This is a genomic window from Flavobacterium sp. Sr18, assembly GCF_011064265.1.
Lineage (GTDB): Bacteria > Bacteroidota > Bacteroidia > Flavobacteriales > Flavobacteriaceae > Flavobacterium > Flavobacterium petrolei.
Genome location: NZ_CP049329.1, coordinates 2,877,200 through 2,897,433 on the forward strand (window position 1 = coordinate 2,877,200; position 20,234 = coordinate 2,897,433).

Sequence of the window (20,234 nt, forward strand, 5' to 3'; positions counted from 1 at the left end):
AACTTTTTTTATTTAAACTTTACTCGCTTTTCTTTTTTTCCAAAAATATTCTCCTACAAAGAAAAGTACTAATCCCAGAAGGAATAATTTGAAATAAGATTGTGGTTGACCTTCACCACTAACGGTTGTGAAAACTCTGTCCCAACGAATTTTGTTTATTCCTTTGCCGTTTGGATCGATACTCAACCAGATAAAAATAGGTTTTCCTACGATATGATTTTCAGGAACAAATCCCCAATAGCGACTGTCTTCTGAGTTGTGACGGTTGTCACCCATCATAAAGTAATAATTTTGCTTGAATGTATAAGTAGTAGCAATTTCGCCGTTTATTCTAATTTCGGAACCGTTTACTTTTAAATCATTATTCTCATAATCGGTAATAATGGCTTTATAAAAAGGCAAGGTTTCGGTAGTTAATGCAACTGTTTTTCCATTTTCCGGAATGTAAACGGGACCGTAATTATCACGATTCCATTTGTTGATATGTGGGAAAACACCATTGTCATTTTCTCGGGAAATTTGTCTGATGACAGCCGTAATTCCGGGTGTGTTTTTTAATCGTTCCGCTCCGACTTCTGTTAAGGCGCTCATGAAAAGTGTATCTCTTTTTGTCTGATCCATAAAACCAGCAGGATCCGTCACGTCTAAATCTTTAAATAAAGATTCAAAATCGATTGGTGTTTTTCCATCCAAAGCCACTTTATAAGAGAATTGTGGTTTCGCTCGTTCAGGTAATTGCAATATTTTACCATCAATGTATACGATACCGTCTTTTATTGATAAATTATCACCCGGAATTCCCACACATCTTTTTACATAGTTTGATTTCTTGTCTACGGGTTTGTAAGCACGTCTTTTTGAAGTGTCAAAAAATCTATAAACAGTATCGACCGGCCAGTTAAAAACTACGATATCTGTGCGGTCAATATTTTGAATTCCAGGCATTCTCATGTAAGGCAATTGAGGCCAAGTCAGGTATGATTTACTTTTTGTCAAAGGAATAGAATCGTGAACCATTGGCAAAGCTACAGTTGTCATGGGAACTCTTGCGCCATAATTCATTTTGCTTACAAATAAAAAGTCACCTACTAATAATGATTTTTCCAATGATGAAGTTGGAATCGTGTATGGTTGAATAAAATAAGTGTGCACGATTGTAGCTACAACAATAGCAAAAAGTAAAGAACTAACGGTGTCAGCAGCTTTGTTTTGCGGACTTAAACTTCTATCCGAAATGTAATTTAATTTTTGTGTGTAATTGATATAATACAGGTACAATCCCAAGGTTAATAATACCAAAAAAGTATCTAATCCGGATCTTTTTCCAAAGCTTCTCAGCGTTTCTACCCAAACAACCGGAAAAATAATCAAATTGATAATTGGCATAAATAGCAAGATAGTCCACCAACTAGGACGGCCTATGATTTTCATTAAAACAATTGCATTGTAAACGGGTACTGCAGCTTCCCATTTTTTTCTTCCGGCAGCTTCATATAATTTCCAGGTTCCTAAAAAGTGAACTATTTGTACAAGCAGAAAAAATACAAACCATTGATATACTGACATAGTTTTTTATTTAAAGTTTAAAGTTTAAGGTTGTTTCGTTAGCAATTTTCTTAAACAGGCGAATAATTTTATTTTAATTCTAAAACATCTTTCATGGTGAAAATACCTTGTTTTCCCACAATCCATTCTGCTGCTATTACAGCACCAAGTGCAAATCCTTCGCGATTGTGTGCGGTATGTTTAATTTCTATTGCGTCTACGGAGGAATTATACGTTACGGTGTGCGTTCCCGGCACATTACCAATTCGCTTTGCTTCGATATGAATTTGCTTTGCCAGTTCGCTATCGCTCTGCTCGTCAGCTTCAGGTTTTTCTAAAGTCCAATTCGTATATAAGCTATTTTCAATTACACCTTTTGCCAGAGAAATTGCTGTACCGCTTGGTGCATCCAATTTCTGTGTGTGATGGATTTCTTCCATTGAAACTTTATAGCTATCGAATTTTGACATGATTTTAGCCAAATATTCATTTACTTCAAAAAATATATTAACACCTAAACTAAAGTTAGAACTCGAGATAAATGCTCCCTTTTTTTCATGGCAAAGTGCTGCTACTTCATCATAATTCTCCAGCCATCCTGTTGTTCCGGAAATTACGGGAACGTTCGCTTCGAAACAATTTGAAATATTACTGACAGCTGCTGTTGGCACACTAAAATCAATTGCCACATCAGCATTTGAAAGGCCATCAAAAGTGTTGTTTTCATCTTTTTTCAAAACGATTTCATGGCCTCTTTCCAGTGCAATTCTTTCAATTACCTGGCCCATTTTTCCGTATCCTAAAAGTGCAATTTTCATTTGTTTATTTTTTAAATTTTGAATAATTTAATAGTCCTGCAGCTAATAGTGCTAATAAAACTCCGGCAATAAATCCGGAAAAGAAGGGATTCATTCGGATGGGATCGAATGTCTTATTTTCAGAATAATTTATTAAAGTGATTATTAATAAAAGTGTAGTTCCTATAAAAAAATATTTCTTCCCGATTTTATTAAGTAATGACATGACGAGTTGTTCTTGTTATTTAATTCCGTTTTTAAACTAATTATGGGGTTCTAAAAACTGTAATTAAAAGTTAGTCCTACATTTGTCTTTAATGTTACATCATTAGGATAAAGAACGGGTCTTACCGACAAGTTTTCATCAACATTAAATTGGATTAAAGCGGCATCAACATTAGCATCAATAATATTTAGCGCATAAAAAGCCAGCGTAACTAAAGCAGATAAATCGCGGTTACGTTGGTAAAATTTCTGTCCGGCAATTAATCGATTGTTGTCCAGAAAAGCTAAATCGTCTGTAACATAACCTTCTAGTCTGCTTTTGTAAGCGTCTCTGTATTGATGGTATTTTTTATTATTGTCAACATAAAAATAAATACTCGTTCCCAAAGCTCCGTATACAAGTGGTATTTTCCAGTATTTTTTATTGTAGGCCTGGCCCAAACCCGGTAAAACAGCTGAAAAAAAAGCCGCTTTTGCAGGAGTCAACGGATCAATGTCATTTGATTTTAAAGTGTCTTTGGCAACCAACACCGCTTCTGTTTCCGTTTGCGCAAAAACAGCAGTGTTTCCTACAAGAAAAAGGAATAGAGCGATGATAATGATTTTATTCACTATTCGTTTATTAGCTTAATAATTCTGTTGAAGTCTTCTTCAGAATGAAATGGAATTGTGATTTTTCCTTTACCGTTTCCTGCTACTTTTACTTCTACTTTGGTACCAAAATAATTTGTAAAAGTACTTTTTTGAGCTTCAGCGATTTCAAATGAGGCTGTTTTTGGATTCCCGGCAGGTTTAGGTTTTAAACTTTCCTGATATTTTTTTACCAAAGCTTCGGTATCACGAACCGACAGATTTTGGCTGACAATTTTTTGGTAAATATCAGTTTGAATGTCTTGATCTTCGATGTTGATAATTGCACGACCATGACCCATGCTGATGAAACCATCGCGAATTCCAGTTTGGATTATCGGATCTAGTTTCAAAAGTCTTAAATAATTAGCAATCGTAGAGCGTTTCTTACCCACGCGATCGCTCATTTGTTCTTGTGTTAGCTGTATTTCGTCAATCAATCGTTGGTATGAAAGCGCAATTTCAATAGGATCTAAATCATGCCGCTGGATGTTTTCAACCAAGGCCATAACCAGTGACTCATTGTCATTTGCGATACGAATGTAAGCAGGAACAGTTGTCAATCCTACAAGAGTCGACGCACGAAGACGACGTTCCCCTGAAATCAATTGGTACTTATTGAAGTCCAGTTTACGAACGGTAATAGGTTGAATCACACCTAATTCTTTGATAGAAGTAGCTAATTCTCTTAATGATTCCTCATTGAAATTACTTCTTGGCTGAAACGGATTTATTTCAATAGCCTCAATTTCTAACTCAATAATATTTCCTACAACTTTATCTGCATTTTTATCATTGACTGATTTGATGTCGTTTTCCGGATCTTTTAGTAATGCCGATAATCCTCTTCCTAAGGCTTGTTTTTTTATTGCTTGTGCCATAACTAGTTTAGCTATTTTTCTTTATAATTTCTTGAGCAAGATGCAGATAATTGATAGCGCCTTTACTTGTTGCGTCATAGTTTATAATGCTTTCGCCAAAACTAGGTGCTTCACTTAATTTAACATTTCTCTGAATAATAGTATCAAAAACCATGTCGTTAAAATGTTTCTGAACTTCTTCAACCACTTGATTTGACAAACGCAAACGGGAGTCAAACATGGTTAATAATAATCCTTCAATGTCTAAATCCGGATTATGAATTTTTTGGATGCTTTTTATGGTATTCAATAATTTTCCTAAACCTTCTAGTGCAAAATATTCGCATTGAATAGGAATAATCACTGAATCGGAAGCAGTTAAGGCATTTAGCGTAAGTAAACCCAAAGATGGTGCACAATCAATAATGATGTAATCGTAATCATCTTTGATACTTTCCAATGCTTTTTTAAGCATATATTCCCTGTTTTCTTTGTCGACTAATTCGATTTCAATGGCAACAAGATCAATATGCGATGGAATAACATCAACATTTGGTGCAGAACATTTTATGATGGCCTCTCGTGGCGTATGACTATGTTCAAGGATTTGATAGGTTCCTATTTCGACAGATTCAACGTCAATTCCTAAGCCTGATGACGCATTTGCTTGTGGATCAGCATCTATAAGTAATACTTTCTTTTCTAAAACTCCTAATGAAGCAGCAAGATTAACTGATGTTGTAGTCTTTCCAACTCCTCCTTTTTGATTAGCAATCGCGATGATTTTGCCCATTTATTTTTCTAAATTTTGAACCGTAAAAATACAATTATTTATGGTTTTTGAAAATCTATTTTGTTAACATTCGTTAAAGCTTGATTCCTTGCCTTTTGACAGATTCTTATTTTAGAGCGTTTTAGATTTTATGAAGCAATTTTAGCTGTGTGTTATGATCCCGCTAGTTTGCTCATTAGCTATAGTTTATCTTTTAAGGCCATGCAGAAGAAACTAGTTATTTTAGCTCAGATTATTACAGAGAAATAGGAGGAATTCTGCGTAGCTTTTCACTTTTATCCAGGTCATAGGAAATGATTTTTATGCAATCATTTTATTACACAAATAAATTTATTTCTTATTTCTGAAATAGTTTTGCATAAGCCGAAAATAGTTCTATATTTGCACTCGCTTTCGGGGTGTAGCGTAGCTCGGTTATCGCGCCTGCTTTGGGAGCAGGAGGCCGCAGGTTCGAATCCTGCCACCCCGACAAATTGATCCTTTCTGTTCTCACAGAAGGGATTTTTTTATTCCAGAATAATTAAAACTGATACTTCTTGTTCAGTATTACAGCAATAATATCCTATTTTTGCACTGTTAAATTCAAAAGAAACACCAATATGTCAGCTACAATCGAAAAAATTAAATGTCTTATTATAGGTTCTGGTCCAGCAGGTTATACTGCCGCAATTTATGCTGCCAGAGCAAACATGAATCCTGTTTTGTACCAAGGAATGCAGCCTGGTGGACAGCTAACAACAACAAATGAAGTAGAAAACTGGCCTGGAAACCCTGAAGGAATTACAGGTCCAGAAATGATGGTTGGGTTACAAGCACAAGCGCAACGTTTTGGTACTGATGTGCGGGATGGTTGGGCTACAAGAGTGGATTTCTCAGGCGATATTCATAAAGTTTGGATCAATGATACGATAGAATTGCATTGCGAAACAGTGATTATTTCTACAGGAGCATCGGCTAAATATTTAGGGATGCCATCTGAACAACACTATTTGAAAATGGGTGGCGGAGTTTCGGCATGTGCTGTCTGTGACGGTTTTTTCTATAGAAATCAAGAAGTAGTAATAGTGGGAGCTGGTGATTCAGCTTGTGAAGAGGCACACTATTTGTCTAAACTTTGTAAAAAAGTAACGATGTTAGTGCGCAGTGAAAAATTCAGAGCTTCTAAAATCATGGAAGAGCGCGTTCGTAAAACGGAGAACATTACTATATTAATGAATCACGATACTGTTGAAGTACTAGGAGATGAGCAAGTAGTTACTGGTGTTAAGGCTTTAAATAAAACAACTAACGAGGTTTTTGATATTCCTGCAACGGGTTTCTTCGTAGCGATTGGTCACAAACCAAATACTGATATTTTCAAGGATTTTATCACATTAGATGAAACCGGATATATTATCAATACTCCAGGAACTTCAAAAACAAATGTTGAAGGCGTTTTTGTAGCGGGTGATGCTGCGGATCATGTCTATCGTCAAGCGATTACTGCAGCTGGAACAGGATGTATGGCGGCTCTTGATGCTGAAAGATATTTAGCTTCTAAAGAATAATCTTAGTTAGAGAAGTTAAAATTTAAAAAGTCCCATTTGCCACAGCAAGTGGGACTTTTTCTTGTTAGAATATATAACATCAATCTAGTTTTTCTCCTTCTCCTTTGGAAAAGGATGGAGAAAGATTATTTCAATTTCTTAATCAATTTTGCTTCATCAGCAAATTTTCGTATTTCAATTTTTGGGGAACCCACCAATTGGATTTCGGATTTATTAGCAGCATCAATAATCACGGATGTTTCCGTAAATAAACTGCAGCTAGAATAACTTTCAGTAGTGATATCCGCATTTTTTGTGGTAAACTTGTTTCCGGTAAATGAGGCGTTATTGTCCAATCGTATCATCGAATTTATAGCACTTCCTTCTACTGTGGCATCTGCTTTTTGGTACATATCTACTTTCAAATCAGTAGCGTTAACTAAGGCTTTCAAAGATGAATTTTTGCTTAATTCTATGGTCGCATTTTCGGATTTTAAATTGAGTTCTGTTTTTGATTTATCGTCTGCCTGAAGTAAGAAATCTTTGGTGTTGACATTCAAAAATAAGTTGGAAGCATCATGAGCTTTTAGTGTAATGGTGTTCAGTAAAAGTTCTTGTATTGCATTAACGGTCGATTCATCTTTTGAGGTGATGAGATTCAAATCTTTGGTATATGTAACTCTGACTATGATTTTTTTATAATTTGTGGCTTGCTTTGTAGTATAAACGCGCAAGGTATTATCACTTAAATCCAAAGAAATAATATCATGGAGGTTGTCATCGGCCTCGATTTTTAGTTCCGTTTTTTCACCTCTTTCTAAATATACTTCGAGATTGTCTTCAACTGTGAGTGATTCAAAATTTCCTACTTCCCGTTGCTCAATCGTGACCGTTTTTGAACCTTTGATTTTTTCCTTTTTCTGTGCCAATGTCAATGTGGTTGATAAAAGGAGCAGGAGTATAAGTGTGTATTTTTTCATGTTAAGTTGGTTTGAGTCTACACAAATATAAAAAAAAATCATCCACTCGTGATGGATGATTTCTATTATATTTACTTGAAGTATTTACTATTGTCGGCTTATACTGCCTCCAGAACTGGTTTCTTTTTGAATCGATTTTGGTTGTACAGCGTAAGAGATATTTCCTCCGCTAGATGCTTGTGCAACTAATTTTACAATGGGATGTACACTTATGGAAGCTCCACTGGATACATCGGCAGTTACCTCATTGGCTAATAATTTATCAGCATTAATTTCGCTGCCACTTGATGCGGTGGTTTTCATCTCAAGCGCTTTTCCATTTATCGTGATCGTACTTCCGCTACTGGTATCGCAAGTAATGTTATCTGATTCGATGCTTAAATCAATACTTGCTCCACTCGAAGTATTCAAACGGATATTTTCGCCTTTCAGTGTATTCTTGCTCGTTATTGTGGCACTGCTCGTAGCTTCTAATTCATCAATAATAGGCATTTTTACCGTTACTTTTTTAGAACCAGCATTGGAAAAAGAATTTTTATCAAATGAAATAACAAGTGTCCCATTTTCTACTTTAGTAGTAATGTATTTTTGCAAATTATCATCAGCTTCAACCACTATTTCCATTTTGTCTGATTGTTCTATGACAAGGTCAATGGAATTGTTGACTTCTATGCTTTTGAAATCATCTTCAACATTTCTTTTCTCGGTGGTGACATTTCCGCTTCCTTCTATTGAATTCAAATTAATGGAGTGGTTGCACGAAGCGAATAACAAAGCTGTTAAGGCAACCAGAATGAATTTGGTAATTAATGTGATGACTTTTAACATGATTAGTTGGTTTTAATGATGATACCGTCTTTATTTATTTTTAATTCTTTAAGATTCTTTTTTGAATTAATCAAAGTGTCATTCGTTACGGAAACTCCGTCTTCATTAATGGTAACTGACGTTTCGATGCTGTCATTTTCAGTATCAGTATCCACATCATTATACTCGTTTTCATCTGCGGGACAATTTAAACATTTTATTTGAGAATTTTCTACTTTGTAAATGTAATTGTCTGAACTGTAATGTAAATTAAAATATTCGTCGTCTGATCTGTCGTAATTTTGAACACTAGAATCAACTTTTAACAATAGTCCTTCTGGTACAAATAACGTTATTTCAATCTCTTGGTCTCTGTATTTGTTTTTTAATTCCGTTAGTAAATAGTTGTCTAAAATCAATTGGTTGCCAATTATTTTGTAACTGTATTTAATTTGTTCGGCTCTGTTTTTTGCTTCTGATAATGATTTTCCGCTCGCTTCTTTTTCAATTTGAAGGTAAGGTAGTTTTTCATCTGTTTTTTCGATTTTAAAACTAACTTCATTTGAATAGATGATATCAGTTCCAGTAGAATCTTGCGTTACCATGAAATCATTCCGGTCTTCCACATTTTTAGCAAAATAATCATTGTGTTTGAATTTGATGAAAAGCGTATCATTAGGATTCAAATTGATTGTTTCTTTCTTCACTACTCGTCCATCAACTGCAAATGCGCTGGCTTGTTTTATTCCAATTGATATCGCTAATGAAACTGCAATTAACCAAAGTGCAAGCAACGTGTATTTTGCAATGTTCCCAATCGATTTCATGTTTGGCGCTAGTAATTTGAAACCCAGTAAGGTCAGGAAAAAGAAAGGAATTCCAACAGCAAAGAACATCAAAAGTCCAAAAGCCCACACAGGATAATCCGTAAAATTGCCTGCTTCAATAAAACCTTGCCAAGGGAAATCAATGAATGCTCCGGAACCTAAGGTGAAAATACCAATTAATAGAAAAAATAGGACTGTTATTCCGGAAATGATTAAAATTACTCCTAAGAATTTAGCGAAAATCTTGAAAATAGTCATGATAAAATCACCAAAAGAATTTCCTATTTTACCGGCACCTGTTTTTATTTGGTTACCGTATTTATCATAATCGGCATTTTTTATCTTGTCAGAAACATTTTCAAACTCTTCTCTTACTTTTTTTTCAATGTTTGAAATCGTAACCGGTTCCCCAGTCATTTCCAGTTTTTCAGTTGTTGTAATTGCTTCCGGAGTCACAATCCAAAGAATGATATAGGCTACGATTCCAGTTCCAAATCCAGCAAAAACCAATAGGATAAGTACAATTCTGATCCACACGGCATCAATCCCAAAGTAATGTCCTAATCCAGCCGAAACACCACCAATCATACCTTTTTCTCGGTCACGGTATAATTTTTTTGTTCTTCTGGTTGTGCTGCTGTTGTAGGTATTTGCTCCTTTCAATTCATCTTCAATGATGTAATCTTCCGGTTGTCCCATCACGGCAATCACTTCATCTACATCTTTCAAACTAATAACATATTTGTCTGATTTTTGTTTTTCGTTTAATAATTCCGAAACACGCATTTCAATATCTTTGATGATCTCATCATGTCCTGATGAATTGGATAAAGAACGTTTTATCGCGTCAAAATAGCGTGTCATTTTTTGGTATGCATCTTCATCTATGTGAAAGAACATTCCGCCTAGGTTTATATTTACAGTTTTGTTCATGACTATTGTTTTTGGTTGGTTATTAGGTTTACGGCATCGGATAATTCAGTCCAGGTACCATTCAATTCGTTTAAAAAAGTTTGTCCAATTTCGGTCAGACCGTAATATTTTCTTGGTGGTCCTGACGTGGATTCTTCCCAACGGTAGTTGAGTAATCCGTCGTTTTTAAGTCGCGTTAACAGCGGATAAATGGTTCCCTCTACGACTAATAATTTTGCGTTTTTCAAAGTGTCCAGTATTTCCGATGTGTAGGCATCTTTTTCTTTTAAAACAGATAGGATGCAAAACTCGAGAACACCTTTACGCATCTGGGCTTTTGTGTTTTCAATGTTCATAATTTCTTTTTTTTGATTTTGTGTTGATTAAACAGTTCATTTTTTGATTGATGATTTGTCATTGCGAGGAACGAAGCAATCTCGTATTGCCTGATACTCTTTTTGTTTTTTGGAGCTTATTCCTGCTTTCCATTACAATATTTTATATTTTTAAAGAAAAAATATAAAAGGATTTCCATTGCAATCAGGGCTAGTTCGTTCGCTTTACCTATTACGTCTATTCTCTTTTAATCTGATTGCTTCCTTATTTAAGGAACGGAATCGTTATTGGATATTTGTATTTTTCTCCATTTGATGTTTTGATTGAAGCGTAAATAATCAAAAAGAATTCAGCTACTTTCAAAAGTCCAAAAATCAAAACACAAATTAATCCAACTGTTAGTGCTCCAATATTATTTTCAAAGTTAAAATTTGAAAGCGTAATGTCATGATGATGTACTAATGTCTCAAATGAAGTGTCCTTAAACACTGAAATAAGAAACGAAGGAATTGCAATCATAATCAGCAGTAAAGAGTACAAAAGTAAACTCAATTGAAAATTCAGTACTTGTTTTCCGTGGTGATCCACAAATTCAGATTCCTCTTTTTTAGTACTCCAAAGCACTATTGGGAAAATATAATTTCCAAAAGGAATGAAGTATTGAGTTAAGGAACTCAAATGTGTAAATGTTGCAATATTTTTTTCAGTAGTTGTTTCCATTTTTTTTGATTTTGATGATGATTAAAACTTTTCAGAATAGTTACTAAATAGGCTACCTAGTAATTTCTTATACAAATATATGTCTAAAAGACAGTATCTTGTTTCGCATAGTACCAAATATTAACATAATATTAACAAATTAATTTTATATGTATGCATACTATTTTTTTGTATTTTAGCAAAAAACCTAGTGAAAATGAAACTTACAGCATCAAAACTTAATAAATTTTTATTGTTCAAATTACCATCTGCATTTATATGTGGGGTACGCGTAAAAACAATAGATGAGAACCAATGTATAGTTTCTGTGAAACACCGTTGGATCAACCAAAATCCATTTAACTCCATGTATTTTGCAGTACAAGCCATGGCAGCTGAGCTTTCTACGGGAGCTTTGGTGATGTTTCAAATTGCAAAAAGTGGCAGGAAAATCTCGATGTTGGTAGCCAATAATAAAGGAAATTTTACCAAGAAAGCGACAGGAAGAATCACTTTTACCTGCAATGACGGCCATATAATTGAAAAAGCGATTCAAGAAACTATTGCCACCGGAGAAGGGCAAACCTTTTGGATGAAATCCATAGGAACAGATGAAAAGGGAATACAAGTCTCCGAAATGGATTTTGAATGGAGTGTACGAATCAAATAAAGATTAGTCAACTGACACATTTAAATAAACAGAAAACGCCTCTAAATTTTAGAGGCGTTTTCTGTTGAGTATAAATAAGAATCTTTTTAGATTAGCATTTTTTACCACTTGTTTTAGCCATAGAGGCATCACATTTTTTTCCTTCAGCTTTACATTTTGTTTTGCATTTTTCAACTTCAGCTGCAGTCATTCCTTTTGACTTAGCGTCTTTTTTTGCACAACAAGATTCTTTTTTTGCTTTTTCTTTAGCGACAGCTTTTACTTCCTGTGCATTAACGCTTATGGTAAGGAATGCTATTGCTACAAATGTTACTATTTTTTTCATTTTATATTGTTTAATTGTTTTTTTTCTTTGGATATTAATCCAAATGTAAATAATAATTCAAATATATTTTAAAAAATATAATTAATACTTACTTAAATTTTAGAGGTTATAGCGGTTTAATTGTTTATTCGTTCTAAAAATCGTGATTAAAGTAAATTATACGACTGCTGTTTTCCACAGAAAATACTTTAAGAGTAATTTTTCCGTATATTTAATAAATTTTTTAAAAAACCGTTATGAAGATTTCTAAGTCGTTAATGTTTATTATGTTACTATTTGTAGCTTTTAGTAGTGCGCAAAATAAGTTAACAGGGAAAGTTATGAATTACAGCAATAAACCTGTTCCAAATGCTAAAGTATTCTTGGATTCTATTTATACGAATGTAACCACAAATAAAAACGGAGAATTTGAAGTGTTGCTCCCTGAAAAAGTGGCAGTGATTAACATTTATTCGGATAAATATGGTTTGCTCTCTTCTAAATTTAGTAATGAAAACATTATGAGTTTCATTTTTTTAGAATCTGAAACAGAAATAAAAAACAGAACAAAAAAAGGAGGTAAAATTACCATTGGATATTCTGAAGAGGATCAGGAATATCGTGTGAAAACAGCTCAAACGATGGATGTTCAAAATGATAAAAGCACTAGAAGTTTTGTAACTATATACGATCTAATACGAGGTCGTTTAGCGGGAGTTACAGTTTCAAGAGACAACAGAATAACAATACGTGGAGTGACTTCGATTAAAAATATTTCAGAGCCATTATTTGTTGTAGATGGTGTCATTGTATCGAGTATTGATTATCTTTTTCCTAACAATGTCAAAAATGTGAGCGTTTTAAAAGATGGTGCGGCATCAATTTATGGTGCTCAAGCTTCCAGTGGCGTAATTATAATTACAACTAAATAGTTTAGTAATTATTAAATTATAATGGATCATAACAAAGGAATTGAACGGTTTTTCAAATTACATTCCTTTAGACTAAATAAAAAAAAATTCAAGTTTTCTAAACCCGTTTCGACTAGAGCGAGTTTTTTAATTTGGAAAAAAATCCATTTCGAAGCTGACAATTTTTTTGAAACTGACTTTAAATCTTAGGGAGTAATTAATTCAGACTATGTGATTCAGGGATTTTGATGTTTATTTTATTTTTCTTGGACAGTAATAAGTACAATGTAATGCCACCCAAAATAACGAGTAAAGCAATCTGAAGTTGGCCCATACTATTGTTATCGTTATGTAGAGCAGTGGAGTGTGTCAATTTTGACCGGCCTTCTGTACTTTGTATTTTGGATAATTGTTCCAGCGTTTGTAAAGCTTGATTGCTGTTGTAACGTACTTGATTCCAATTTTGGTTTTGCGTTGCTGAATTTATAGCAGAACAAAAAGAGACAAAGGTCATGAAATATGTTTTCTCTTTTGGAGTCAAAACAGTTTCAAGGTATAATTTGTCTATGTTTTGAATCTTTTTTATAACTGCTAAAATTTCTTCCCTTTTTTGAAAATCAGTTATGTTCTTTTCTGCTGCATTTATTTTGATGAAATAAAGTGTATTAGCATACTGAAAGATATACCGAGCTACAACTAATCGATCTTTATAAATGGTGTTGATATCTTCATTTGTTTTTTTTGAATTTTGCAGGGTATTAAAATTGCTGAGCAGGATGATAAACATAATAACGAGTAAAACAAAAGCGGCTTTTGTTTTATTACTATATTTTTTTAGATCTTTCATTTTGATAGCATTTAGGAGCAGTACAATATATGCTATTGTCTTGGATTTCTATCAAATGCTATTAATTTTAACGAAAAGTGGCGGTGGTTTTTCCTTTAATAATACAATCTAAAATCAAGTAACTTGCACAGGGCATACTGTTTTTGATGTAATTCTTCTACGATTTCGATGATGTCATCTTCTTCTTCAAATAAGCCAAAAAAAGCTTTATCTAATGCACTGCTGGTTACTGTATTGAAAGTTGTTCCGTAACCGGAAATCGCGCGTGCTCCCGTAATATCTAAAAAATATTGTGCTTCTTCGGCATTCAAGTCTAAAACCTTTGCATTTGCAAAATGCACTATTTTCCCTTTCATTTTTCCTTCAAAGAGTTCCGCTACTTCTTCTAAACTATAGTAATATTCATTAAGGCATATTGAGTTTCCTTCGCCTTGCATGACTAAGTAGATTATTTCATAATTTTTAAAGTTATGGTCGTCGTAGAGTAGCGCATTTAAACTTTCTTCTAAACCTTCGATAGTGTCACAGGTTTTATAAATACTGGTAATGCCTCGTTCAAAGGCTAGTTGCTCTAAGTTTTTGACCACTTCAGTTATCGTAGTAGTGTCTGCATCGGAAACTGCTTCGAGGCAGAAAATAAAAGTATCAGATTCCATTAAATTAAGTGTATTGAGATGATTTAATACGAACGGCTATTTTTTGAAATACAAAACCCTAATTATTAACGCTTTTAGCGAATAAAAACAAATAGTAGTTATTCTAAAAACGGAGTAGGTTTTCCAGAAGTTACTAATGAAACGACTTTATAATTTCAATTTGTAAAATTACTTCAGAATAAAATTCGTTGTTAGCATTTAACAATAAATAGTTATTAACGAGTTACTGTTGTATTTGTTTTAAAAATAAAAAATAAGACTGCAGTGCGGAGGGTTTTAGTTTGATAATGCAGCCACTAAATTCGCAGTCTATAATTTAATTTCGGAAAAGTACTTATAAAGTACTAATTTCGGAAAAAGTTCCCATTATGTTGCGTTCCCCAATTTTTGTTTTTTTTCTACTTTTAATTTTTTGTTCTTGCACAGAAACTTCAAAAACTAAAGCCGCATTGGCTACTGAAGACACGCTTTCACAAAATAGTTTACAGGCGAGAAGATTATTGGACTTAGGTATGGCAAATTATGCAAATCAAAAGTTTGATAGTGCTTTTTATTTTTATAACCGTTCCAAGTTATTATATGAGGTAGAAAATGATAGTTTGAAAATTGCTTATAATTTACTTCAAATGGCTATTATTCAGCAAATTTATGGTGATTATTCCGGTAGTGAAAAAAATCTGGTTGAAGCCCTACCGTACACACAAGGCAATCTACTCTATCAATCAGCCGCATATAATCAATTAGGGATTTCTTCAAAAGAACTTTATAATTATGATGATGCCTTATACTATTATGAAAAAGCTAAAAGTATTACCAAGGATACTTTGCCTAAAATTTCCATTGAAAATAACATAGCATCCGTTAATATTGAGAAAAAGGAATTCAATACATCCATTAAAATATTGGAAGCAGTAATGAAGTCTAAAGTTTTAGATACAGTAAATGTAACCAAAGCGAGAGTTTTAGACAATCTTGGTTATTCCTATTTTAAAGTTAGTCGCGATCAAGAAGGATTGCGGTTAATGAATAAAGCGATGGAGGTGCGAAAAAAAAACAAAGACACTTATGGAATTCTTGGGAGCTATTTGCATCTTTCGGAATATTTTTTAAATAAAGATTCTAAAAAGGCGAATGAATATGTACTGGAAGCGTATCAAACTACAATGGCTATTGGAAGTGTTGATGAGAGACTCGAATCATTATCTTTTTTGGTTAAAAATAATTTTGATCGGGGGAATAACAAGTATGCGTTAGCGTATATACAGTTAAATGACAGCATTGTTAAAGTCCGAAATAACGCTAAAAATCAATTTGCTAAAATCAAATATGACAGTGAACAAAATAGAGCGGATAATTTAAAGTTATCTGCCCAAAAAGCACAAACCACATTACAATTAGAACGACAAAAAAATAGTACACTGCTCTTGTATTTTGTAGTATTGCTGGTGGTTTTCCTTTCTGTTTTTATCATTAATTTTTTGAGAACTAAAAGCAAAAGAGAAAAAATCAGAATATCGTACAACACTGAAACACGCATTTCCAAAAAACTGCATGATGAATTGGCAAATGATCTATACCAAACAATGACGTTTGCGGAAACGCAAGATTTATCTACAGAAAACAATAAAGAAACCCTGCTCAATGATTTGGATAGCATTTATTCCAGAACTCGAAATATTTCCAGAGAAAATAGTTCTATTGATATTGGACCTAATTTTGTTCCCAATCTGAAAGTAATGATGTCAAATTACAGTAACGATGCTGTTAATATATTGGTGAATGGTCTGGATGTATTGCAAAATACAGCTTTGGAAACCAATAAAAAAATTACAATATATCGCACTCTTCAGGAATTGTTAGTCAATATGAAAAAGCATAGTCAATGTAGTTTGGTGGTAATTACTTTTAAAAATATCGATAAAAAAATTCAGATAGAATACACGGATAACGGCATCGGGGTTTCACAGGAAAAAATAAATTTAAAAAATGGACTCCTAAATGTAGAAACGCGTGTAAAGGCTATAGACGGAACTCTTACTTTTGATAATGCGCTCCAGAAAGGATTTAAAGTGAATATCATATTTCCAGTATAATGTTTGCTCCGGTCTAAAATAACGGTACATATAAAAAACATACCTAATAAAACAAACCCATATTTTGTAAACCGAAGTCTCAGAGATTAAATTTATTTTTTAACGTTGCTCAAATCAAAACGATAAATAGCTTCCAGTTTCAAAAGGAGCGTGTTTGATTTGTTATCTAAAATAGGAGTTCGGTTATCCCCAAATTTTAACGCTAGAATTTGTAAATCAAGTTTTTGATCTATTGGATACACTCTAAACTGGTTTAAAGAATAACCCATTTTTAGACGTAAAAGAATTTTTTTATCCAAAACACTTCGTTGTACATAAGTAGAAAAATCTATCGAATTATTTTCGACATAGTTAGCACGAACGTTATCAGTGGTTAGTTTGTAACTGTTTCCATGACCCAGAAAATCTACGCCTACTCTTGTTTTATCAGTTAAATTATAATTGATATCTGCATCATTTGGCATAAAGGCATTTATTTCAAAACGTTTATTTGGACTATGATAATAGAAAGTAACAATGGGAACAACGGACATACCGTAAGCTTCACTACTGCCGTAAAGTCCTAAACCATAACCAAAACTCTCATTTCTTTTATATTTCAATAAAGCTAATCCGCCCAGGAAAATATCTTCACTGCTTAGATTGATATAATCAGATGCGACTTTTGGCAGAAAAAGATATATTCCACTCCAATGTTCGGAATGTTTTACACTCAAACCCGCTCTTAAATTTGTAGAGTATAAATGATTGTTTTCAGAATTAGGTAATAATTGTAAGTTATAGCTGCTGAAATTTACACCGGTAACAGCAATATATTTTTCATTTAAAACAATTGGTAAAATAAGATTCGTTTGAAATGTAGTTATGTCGGTATTAATCGATGAATCTTCAAAAGTTGTTTTTTGTGATTTCCCATAATTAATGGAAAACAGATCGATGTATTCTTGTGCGTTACATAAAAAAGGCAGTACTAAAAATACCAATAGTATTATTTTTTTTTTCATATTAGAAGGTTGATAGTATTTAAAATATTTAGGAATGGATTTTCCGTTTTTACAATAATTTGAAATGTACTTCTTTGTACAAAGCTTCTGTACAAATTTAGTAGTATAAAGTAGTACTGTTAGTACATCAGTGATATAAGTATTGCTATTTTATTCCCATTTCTAAAACCGATAGGTACATTTTCAGTCAACACAGAACAAATTTAGAAATTAGTAAAATCTATTCCGTACACAATTACTTTTATTAGTTGCAAAATTCACAGTCTCATAATTTTGATTGAAAGAACTTCACAGCTATTGATGCCTTTTTAAAGAAAATGAAAAAGGATTTAGTTTGAAAATTCCAATGCTACTGAGGACAAACTAGCCATAACTCTATGAAAAAAAGTTTACTTATGATTTCATCAGCTCTTTCAACTAAAAGGATTTCTCGCGCCCTTTTCTCACTCCCAGAATATTCATACGATATTTTTTGAACATAAATTTTTGAAGCGAAACTGTAATTTGAACTCGTGCCTTGGTTTTATAAATTTGATATTTTCATCAAAGCACCTTATTTATTTTCCCTTATACGATATGAAAATTTTACAATTGTATAAATTTTTGCTGTTGAGATTAAAATTTAAGGGGAAACTACTGAAAATTTAGTAGTAGATATAACCTCTCTAAAGAGACAAAGATGTAATTTTGTCTATTAAATTTATATAAAGTCAGTTTTGAAAAACATCCTTATCATTGACGACGAAGAAAAACTTCGCGGACTTCTCGCTAGAATAATAAAATCAGAAGGATTTGAAGTTTTTGAAGCATCGGATTTAAAATCGGGTTTCAAAAAAATGGAAATTAAGGAAATTGATGTAGTTCTTTGCGATGTCAAACTTCCAGATGGCAACGGCGTTGATTTTGTACAAAAAATAAAAAGTGCTTTTCCTTTGACAGAAGTCATTTTATTAACTGCTTATGGCAAAATTTCCGATGGTGTTCAAGCCATGAAAAACGGGGCTTTTGATTACATAGTCAAAGGGGATGATAATGACAAAATTATTCCGTTGTTATATAAGGCATTAGAAAAAGTGCAGTTGCAAAAGAAAGTCCAACAACTCGAAAAACGAATTTCCGATAAATATTCATTTGATTCTATTATCGGAAAATCAAAAGGATTGGAACAGGTAATTGATTTGGCCAAAAGAGTATCCAAAACAGATTCTACTGTACTTTTAACTGGCGAAACCGGCACCGGAAAAGAAGTTTTTGCACAAGCCATTCATGAAAACAGCAACCGAGTAGGGAAATCCTTTGTTGCATTGAATTGTAGTACTTTCAGCAAGGAAATCCTGGAAAGTGAGTTATTCGGACACAAACAAGGGGCTTTTACAGGTGCCTTAAAAGATAAAAAAGGATTTATTGAAGAAGCCAATGGAGGAACCTTATTTTTGGACGAAATTGGTGAAATGCCTATAGAATTGCAGGCTAAATTATTACGGGTTTTAGAAACCAATGAATACATACAAATAGGAGATACGACACCCAGAAAATCAAATTTTAGGTTAATTGCCGCAACGAATCGCAATTTAAAAACCGAAAGTGAAGAACACCGTTTTCGTTTGGATTTGTATTTTAGATTGAATATTTTCGAAATTAAAATTCCGCCCTTAAGAGAAAGAATAAAAGATATTCCGCCATTGGCTCATAGTTTTGTGTCTCAATTTTCGGCTAAAACTAATAAAAAGACATTGACTATTGATGCTGAATTTCTTCATAAACTTGAAACCTATAACTGGCCCGGAAATATTAGGGAATTAAAAAATATCATTGAACGAGCCGTAATTTTGGTAAACGGAGAAACGCTTACTACTGATCTCTTACCCTATGAAATGCAACATCCAATAGAGAAAAGCACTAAAATAATGTCTGCTTTTTCGATGCAAAGTATTGAAAAACTCCACATTCAAAAAGTTTTGAATTACACCAAAGGAAATAAAGCAGAGACCGCACGCTTGCTGGAGATTAGTATTGCAACACTTTACCGTAAATTAGACGAATACAACATTCATTAAAATCATATTATTTTGAGAAAAGCCTATCATTTTGATAGGCTTTTTTTATGCTTTTTTTTGGCATGAAAACCACAAATCCGTAATTGACAATGCTTTGATGTTTATGGTTACTTTTTGGAATGTATTTTGGCATAAGCGATGAAGAACATAAAAATCATACTTATGAAATCGCCATGATTCAAATTAGAAATAAAACCGAAGAATGGCGATACCATATTCCTTTAAAAAACAAATATTAAATACTTATGAAAAATCAAGTCACCACGATTTACAAACAAGCAGAACGCTTTGCCGAAATCACCAAGACTGCCATTATTACGGGAAATATTTCCAGAGCAAAAAAATGTTTGGCACTTGCTGAACGATTATTGACAACAGGAAGCAACGAAACTAAGATTGCCATTTCGAATGTATATGTTTTTTCAGTTTCCTCTTTCATGGAATTGCGTCATTGCAATATTTCGAATCTTTTCCCAAAATCGTTGAAAGCAGAATACATAAAACAAATTAATGCTTCAGGAGTATAATGAGGCAAATAAATTGTCTAAAAGTCCAATAATCCAATAATCTACAATTATGATAATCACAATCCTTTTACTCACACTAGCTGTTTTGTTGTTTGCGATTTGTTTTAAATCTGTCGAATTTTTTGAAAAAATCTAAACTATGATAGCACTATTTATAATTGCAATTGCTGTTTTTGGCTATTTGGTTTATGTATTAATCAAACCGGAAAAATTTTAACTCAATAAACT

21 protein-coding genes and 1 tRNA gene are annotated in these 20,234 nt (G+C 33.1%); 8 read left to right on the forward strand and 14 right to left on the reverse strand.

Translation table 11 applies throughout. The features are described from left to right. Positions 1-12 precede the first annotated feature (12 nt). The 5 genes from lepB to G7A72_RS12775 all read right to left on the reverse strand — a co-directional run bounded on the left by lepB (position 13) and on the right by G7A72_RS12775 (position 4,850). The gene (gene lepB, locus G7A72_RS12755) at positions 13-1,566 is read right to left on the reverse strand and encodes a signal peptidase I (RefSeq protein ID WP_165152736.1); all 1,554 of its coding nucleotides are present in this window, start codon (positions 1,564-1,566) and stop codon (positions 13-15) included. Between the two features lie 68 nt (positions 1,567-1,634). Continuing rightward, a complete protein-coding gene (dapB, locus tag G7A72_RS12760) occupies positions 1,635-2,363 on the reverse strand; it encodes a 4-hydroxy-tetrahydrodipicolinate reductase (RefSeq protein ID WP_165152737.1) in 729 nt (242 codons plus the stop codon). Positions 2,364-2,618: 255 nt separating this feature from the next. Further along, a complete protein-coding gene (locus tag G7A72_RS12765; RefSeq protein WP_165152738.1) occupies positions 2,619-3,179 on the reverse strand; it encodes a DUF5683 domain-containing protein in 561 nt (186 codons plus the stop codon). Next, entirely contained in the window at positions 3,179-4,078 is a 900-nt protein-coding gene (locus G7A72_RS12770) for a ParB/RepB/Spo0J family partition protein (protein ID WP_113666396.1), read from the reverse strand. The genes G7A72_RS12765 and G7A72_RS12770 overlap by 1 nt, the downstream gene beginning before the upstream one ends. 7 nt (positions 4,079-4,085) lie before the next feature. Then, positions 4,086-4,850, reverse strand: coding sequence for a ParA family protein (locus G7A72_RS12775; protein WP_165152739.1), 765 nt, complete (start codon positions 4,848-4,850; stop codon positions 4,086-4,088). Positions 4,851-5,244: 394 nt separating this feature from the next. Here G7A72_RS12775 and G7A72_RS12780 point away from each other — a divergent pair. Both G7A72_RS12780 and trxB read left to right on the forward strand, forming a co-directional pair. Further along, a tRNA-Pro gene (locus G7A72_RS12780) sits at positions 5,245-5,319 on the forward strand. Positions 5,320-5,449: 130 nt separating this feature from the next. After that, a complete protein-coding gene (gene trxB / locus G7A72_RS12785) occupies positions 5,450-6,397 on the forward strand; it encodes a thioredoxin-disulfide reductase (protein WP_113666394.1) in 948 nt (315 codons plus the stop codon). A 125-nt stretch (positions 6,398-6,522) separates the two neighbouring features. Here trxB and G7A72_RS12790 read toward each other — a convergent pair whose 3' ends face one another. The 5 genes from G7A72_RS12790 to G7A72_RS12810 form a co-directional block, all read right to left on the reverse strand. Beyond that, positions 6,523-7,356, reverse strand: a complete 834-nt coding sequence (locus tag G7A72_RS12790; protein ID WP_165152740.1) for a GIN domain-containing protein — start codon at positions 7,354-7,356, stop codon at positions 6,523-6,525. Positions 7,357-7,443: 87 nt separating this feature from the next. Next, on the reverse strand, positions 7,444-8,184 hold the full coding sequence (locus G7A72_RS12795; RefSeq protein WP_165152741.1) for a head GIN domain-containing protein: 741 nt from the start codon (positions 8,182-8,184) through the stop codon (positions 7,444-7,446). A 2-nt stretch (positions 8,185-8,186) separates the two neighbouring features. Then, a complete protein-coding gene (locus G7A72_RS12800; protein WP_113666391.1) occupies positions 8,187-9,923 on the reverse strand; it encodes a PspC domain-containing protein in 1,737 nt (578 codons plus the stop codon). A 2-nt stretch (positions 9,924-9,925) separates the two neighbouring features. Continuing rightward, positions 9,926-10,258: a PadR family transcriptional regulator gene (locus G7A72_RS12805; protein WP_091205948.1), complete on the reverse strand. Its 333-nt coding sequence runs from the start codon at positions 10,256-10,258 to the stop codon at positions 9,926-9,928. 244 nt (positions 10,259-10,502) lie between these two features. Further along, positions 10,503-10,958 (reverse strand): DUF4870 domain-containing protein, encoded by a 456-nt coding sequence (locus G7A72_RS12810; RefSeq protein WP_165152742.1) that lies wholly within the window; start codon positions 10,956-10,958, stop codon positions 10,503-10,505. A gap of 196 nt (positions 10,959-11,154) precedes the next feature. Here G7A72_RS12810 and G7A72_RS12815 point away from each other — a divergent pair, with 196 nt between their 5' ends. Continuing rightward, positions 11,155-11,607, forward strand: a complete 453-nt coding sequence (locus tag G7A72_RS12815) for a DUF4442 domain-containing protein (protein ID WP_165152743.1) — start codon at positions 11,155-11,157, stop codon at positions 11,605-11,607. A gap of 91 nt (positions 11,608-11,698) precedes the next feature. Here G7A72_RS12815 and G7A72_RS12820 read toward each other — a convergent pair whose 3' ends face one another. Then, positions 11,699-11,932, reverse strand: a complete 234-nt coding sequence (locus tag G7A72_RS12820; RefSeq protein WP_113666388.1) for a hypothetical protein — start codon at positions 11,930-11,932, stop codon at positions 11,699-11,701. 236 nt (positions 11,933-12,168) lie between these two features. Here G7A72_RS12820 and G7A72_RS12825 point away from each other — a divergent pair, with 236 nt between their 5' ends. Next, complete coding sequence (locus G7A72_RS12825) at positions 12,169-12,843, forward strand: TonB-dependent receptor plug domain-containing protein (RefSeq protein ID WP_165152744.1); 675 nt, start codon at positions 12,169-12,171, stop codon at positions 12,841-12,843. A 196-nt stretch (positions 12,844-13,039) separates the two neighbouring features. Here the strand turns inward: G7A72_RS12825 and G7A72_RS12830 are convergent, their stop codons facing one another. Beyond that, on the reverse strand, positions 13,040-13,669 hold the full coding sequence (locus G7A72_RS12830) for a hypothetical protein (RefSeq protein WP_165152745.1): 630 nt from the start codon (positions 13,667-13,669) through the stop codon (positions 13,040-13,042). A gap of 95 nt (positions 13,670-13,764) precedes the next feature. Next, positions 13,765-14,325 carry a DUF6642 family protein gene (locus tag G7A72_RS12835; RefSeq protein ID WP_165152746.1) on the reverse strand — a complete coding sequence of 187 codons (561 nt, stop codon included), beginning with the start codon at positions 14,323-14,325 and terminating at the stop codon, positions 13,765-13,767. Positions 14,326-14,774: 449 nt separating this feature from the next. Between G7A72_RS12835 and G7A72_RS12840 the strand changes: the two genes are divergently transcribed. Continuing rightward, a complete protein-coding gene (locus G7A72_RS12840; protein WP_165152747.1) occupies positions 14,775-16,418 on the forward strand; it encodes a tetratricopeptide repeat-containing sensor histidine kinase in 1,644 nt (547 codons plus the stop codon). A gap of 92 nt (positions 16,419-16,510) precedes the next feature. Here the strand turns inward: G7A72_RS12840 and G7A72_RS12845 are convergent, their stop codons facing one another. Beyond that, a complete protein-coding gene (locus G7A72_RS12845; protein ID WP_165152748.1) occupies positions 16,511-17,422 on the reverse strand; it encodes a DUF6268 family outer membrane beta-barrel protein in 912 nt (303 codons plus the stop codon). 716 nt (positions 17,423-18,138) lie between these two features. Between G7A72_RS12845 and G7A72_RS12850 the strand changes: the two genes are divergently transcribed. From G7A72_RS12850 to kdpF, 3 genes are all read left to right on the forward strand, one after another. Beyond that, on the forward strand, positions 18,139-19,479 hold the full coding sequence (locus tag G7A72_RS12850) for a sigma-54 dependent transcriptional regulator (protein ID WP_165152749.1): 1,341 nt from the start codon (positions 18,139-18,141) through the stop codon (positions 19,477-19,479). Between the two features lie 245 nt (positions 19,480-19,724). Then, the gene (locus G7A72_RS12855; RefSeq protein WP_165152750.1) at positions 19,725-20,006 is read left to right on the forward strand and encodes a hypothetical protein; all 282 of its coding nucleotides are present in this window, start codon (positions 19,725-19,727) and stop codon (positions 20,004-20,006) included. 139 nt (positions 20,007-20,145) lie between these two features. Further along, positions 20,146-20,223 carry a K(+)-transporting ATPase subunit F gene (gene kdpF, locus G7A72_RS12860; protein ID WP_165153762.1) on the forward strand — a complete coding sequence of 26 codons (78 nt, stop codon included), beginning with the start codon at positions 20,146-20,148 and terminating at the stop codon, positions 20,221-20,223. Positions 20,224-20,234 lie beyond the last annotated feature (11 nt).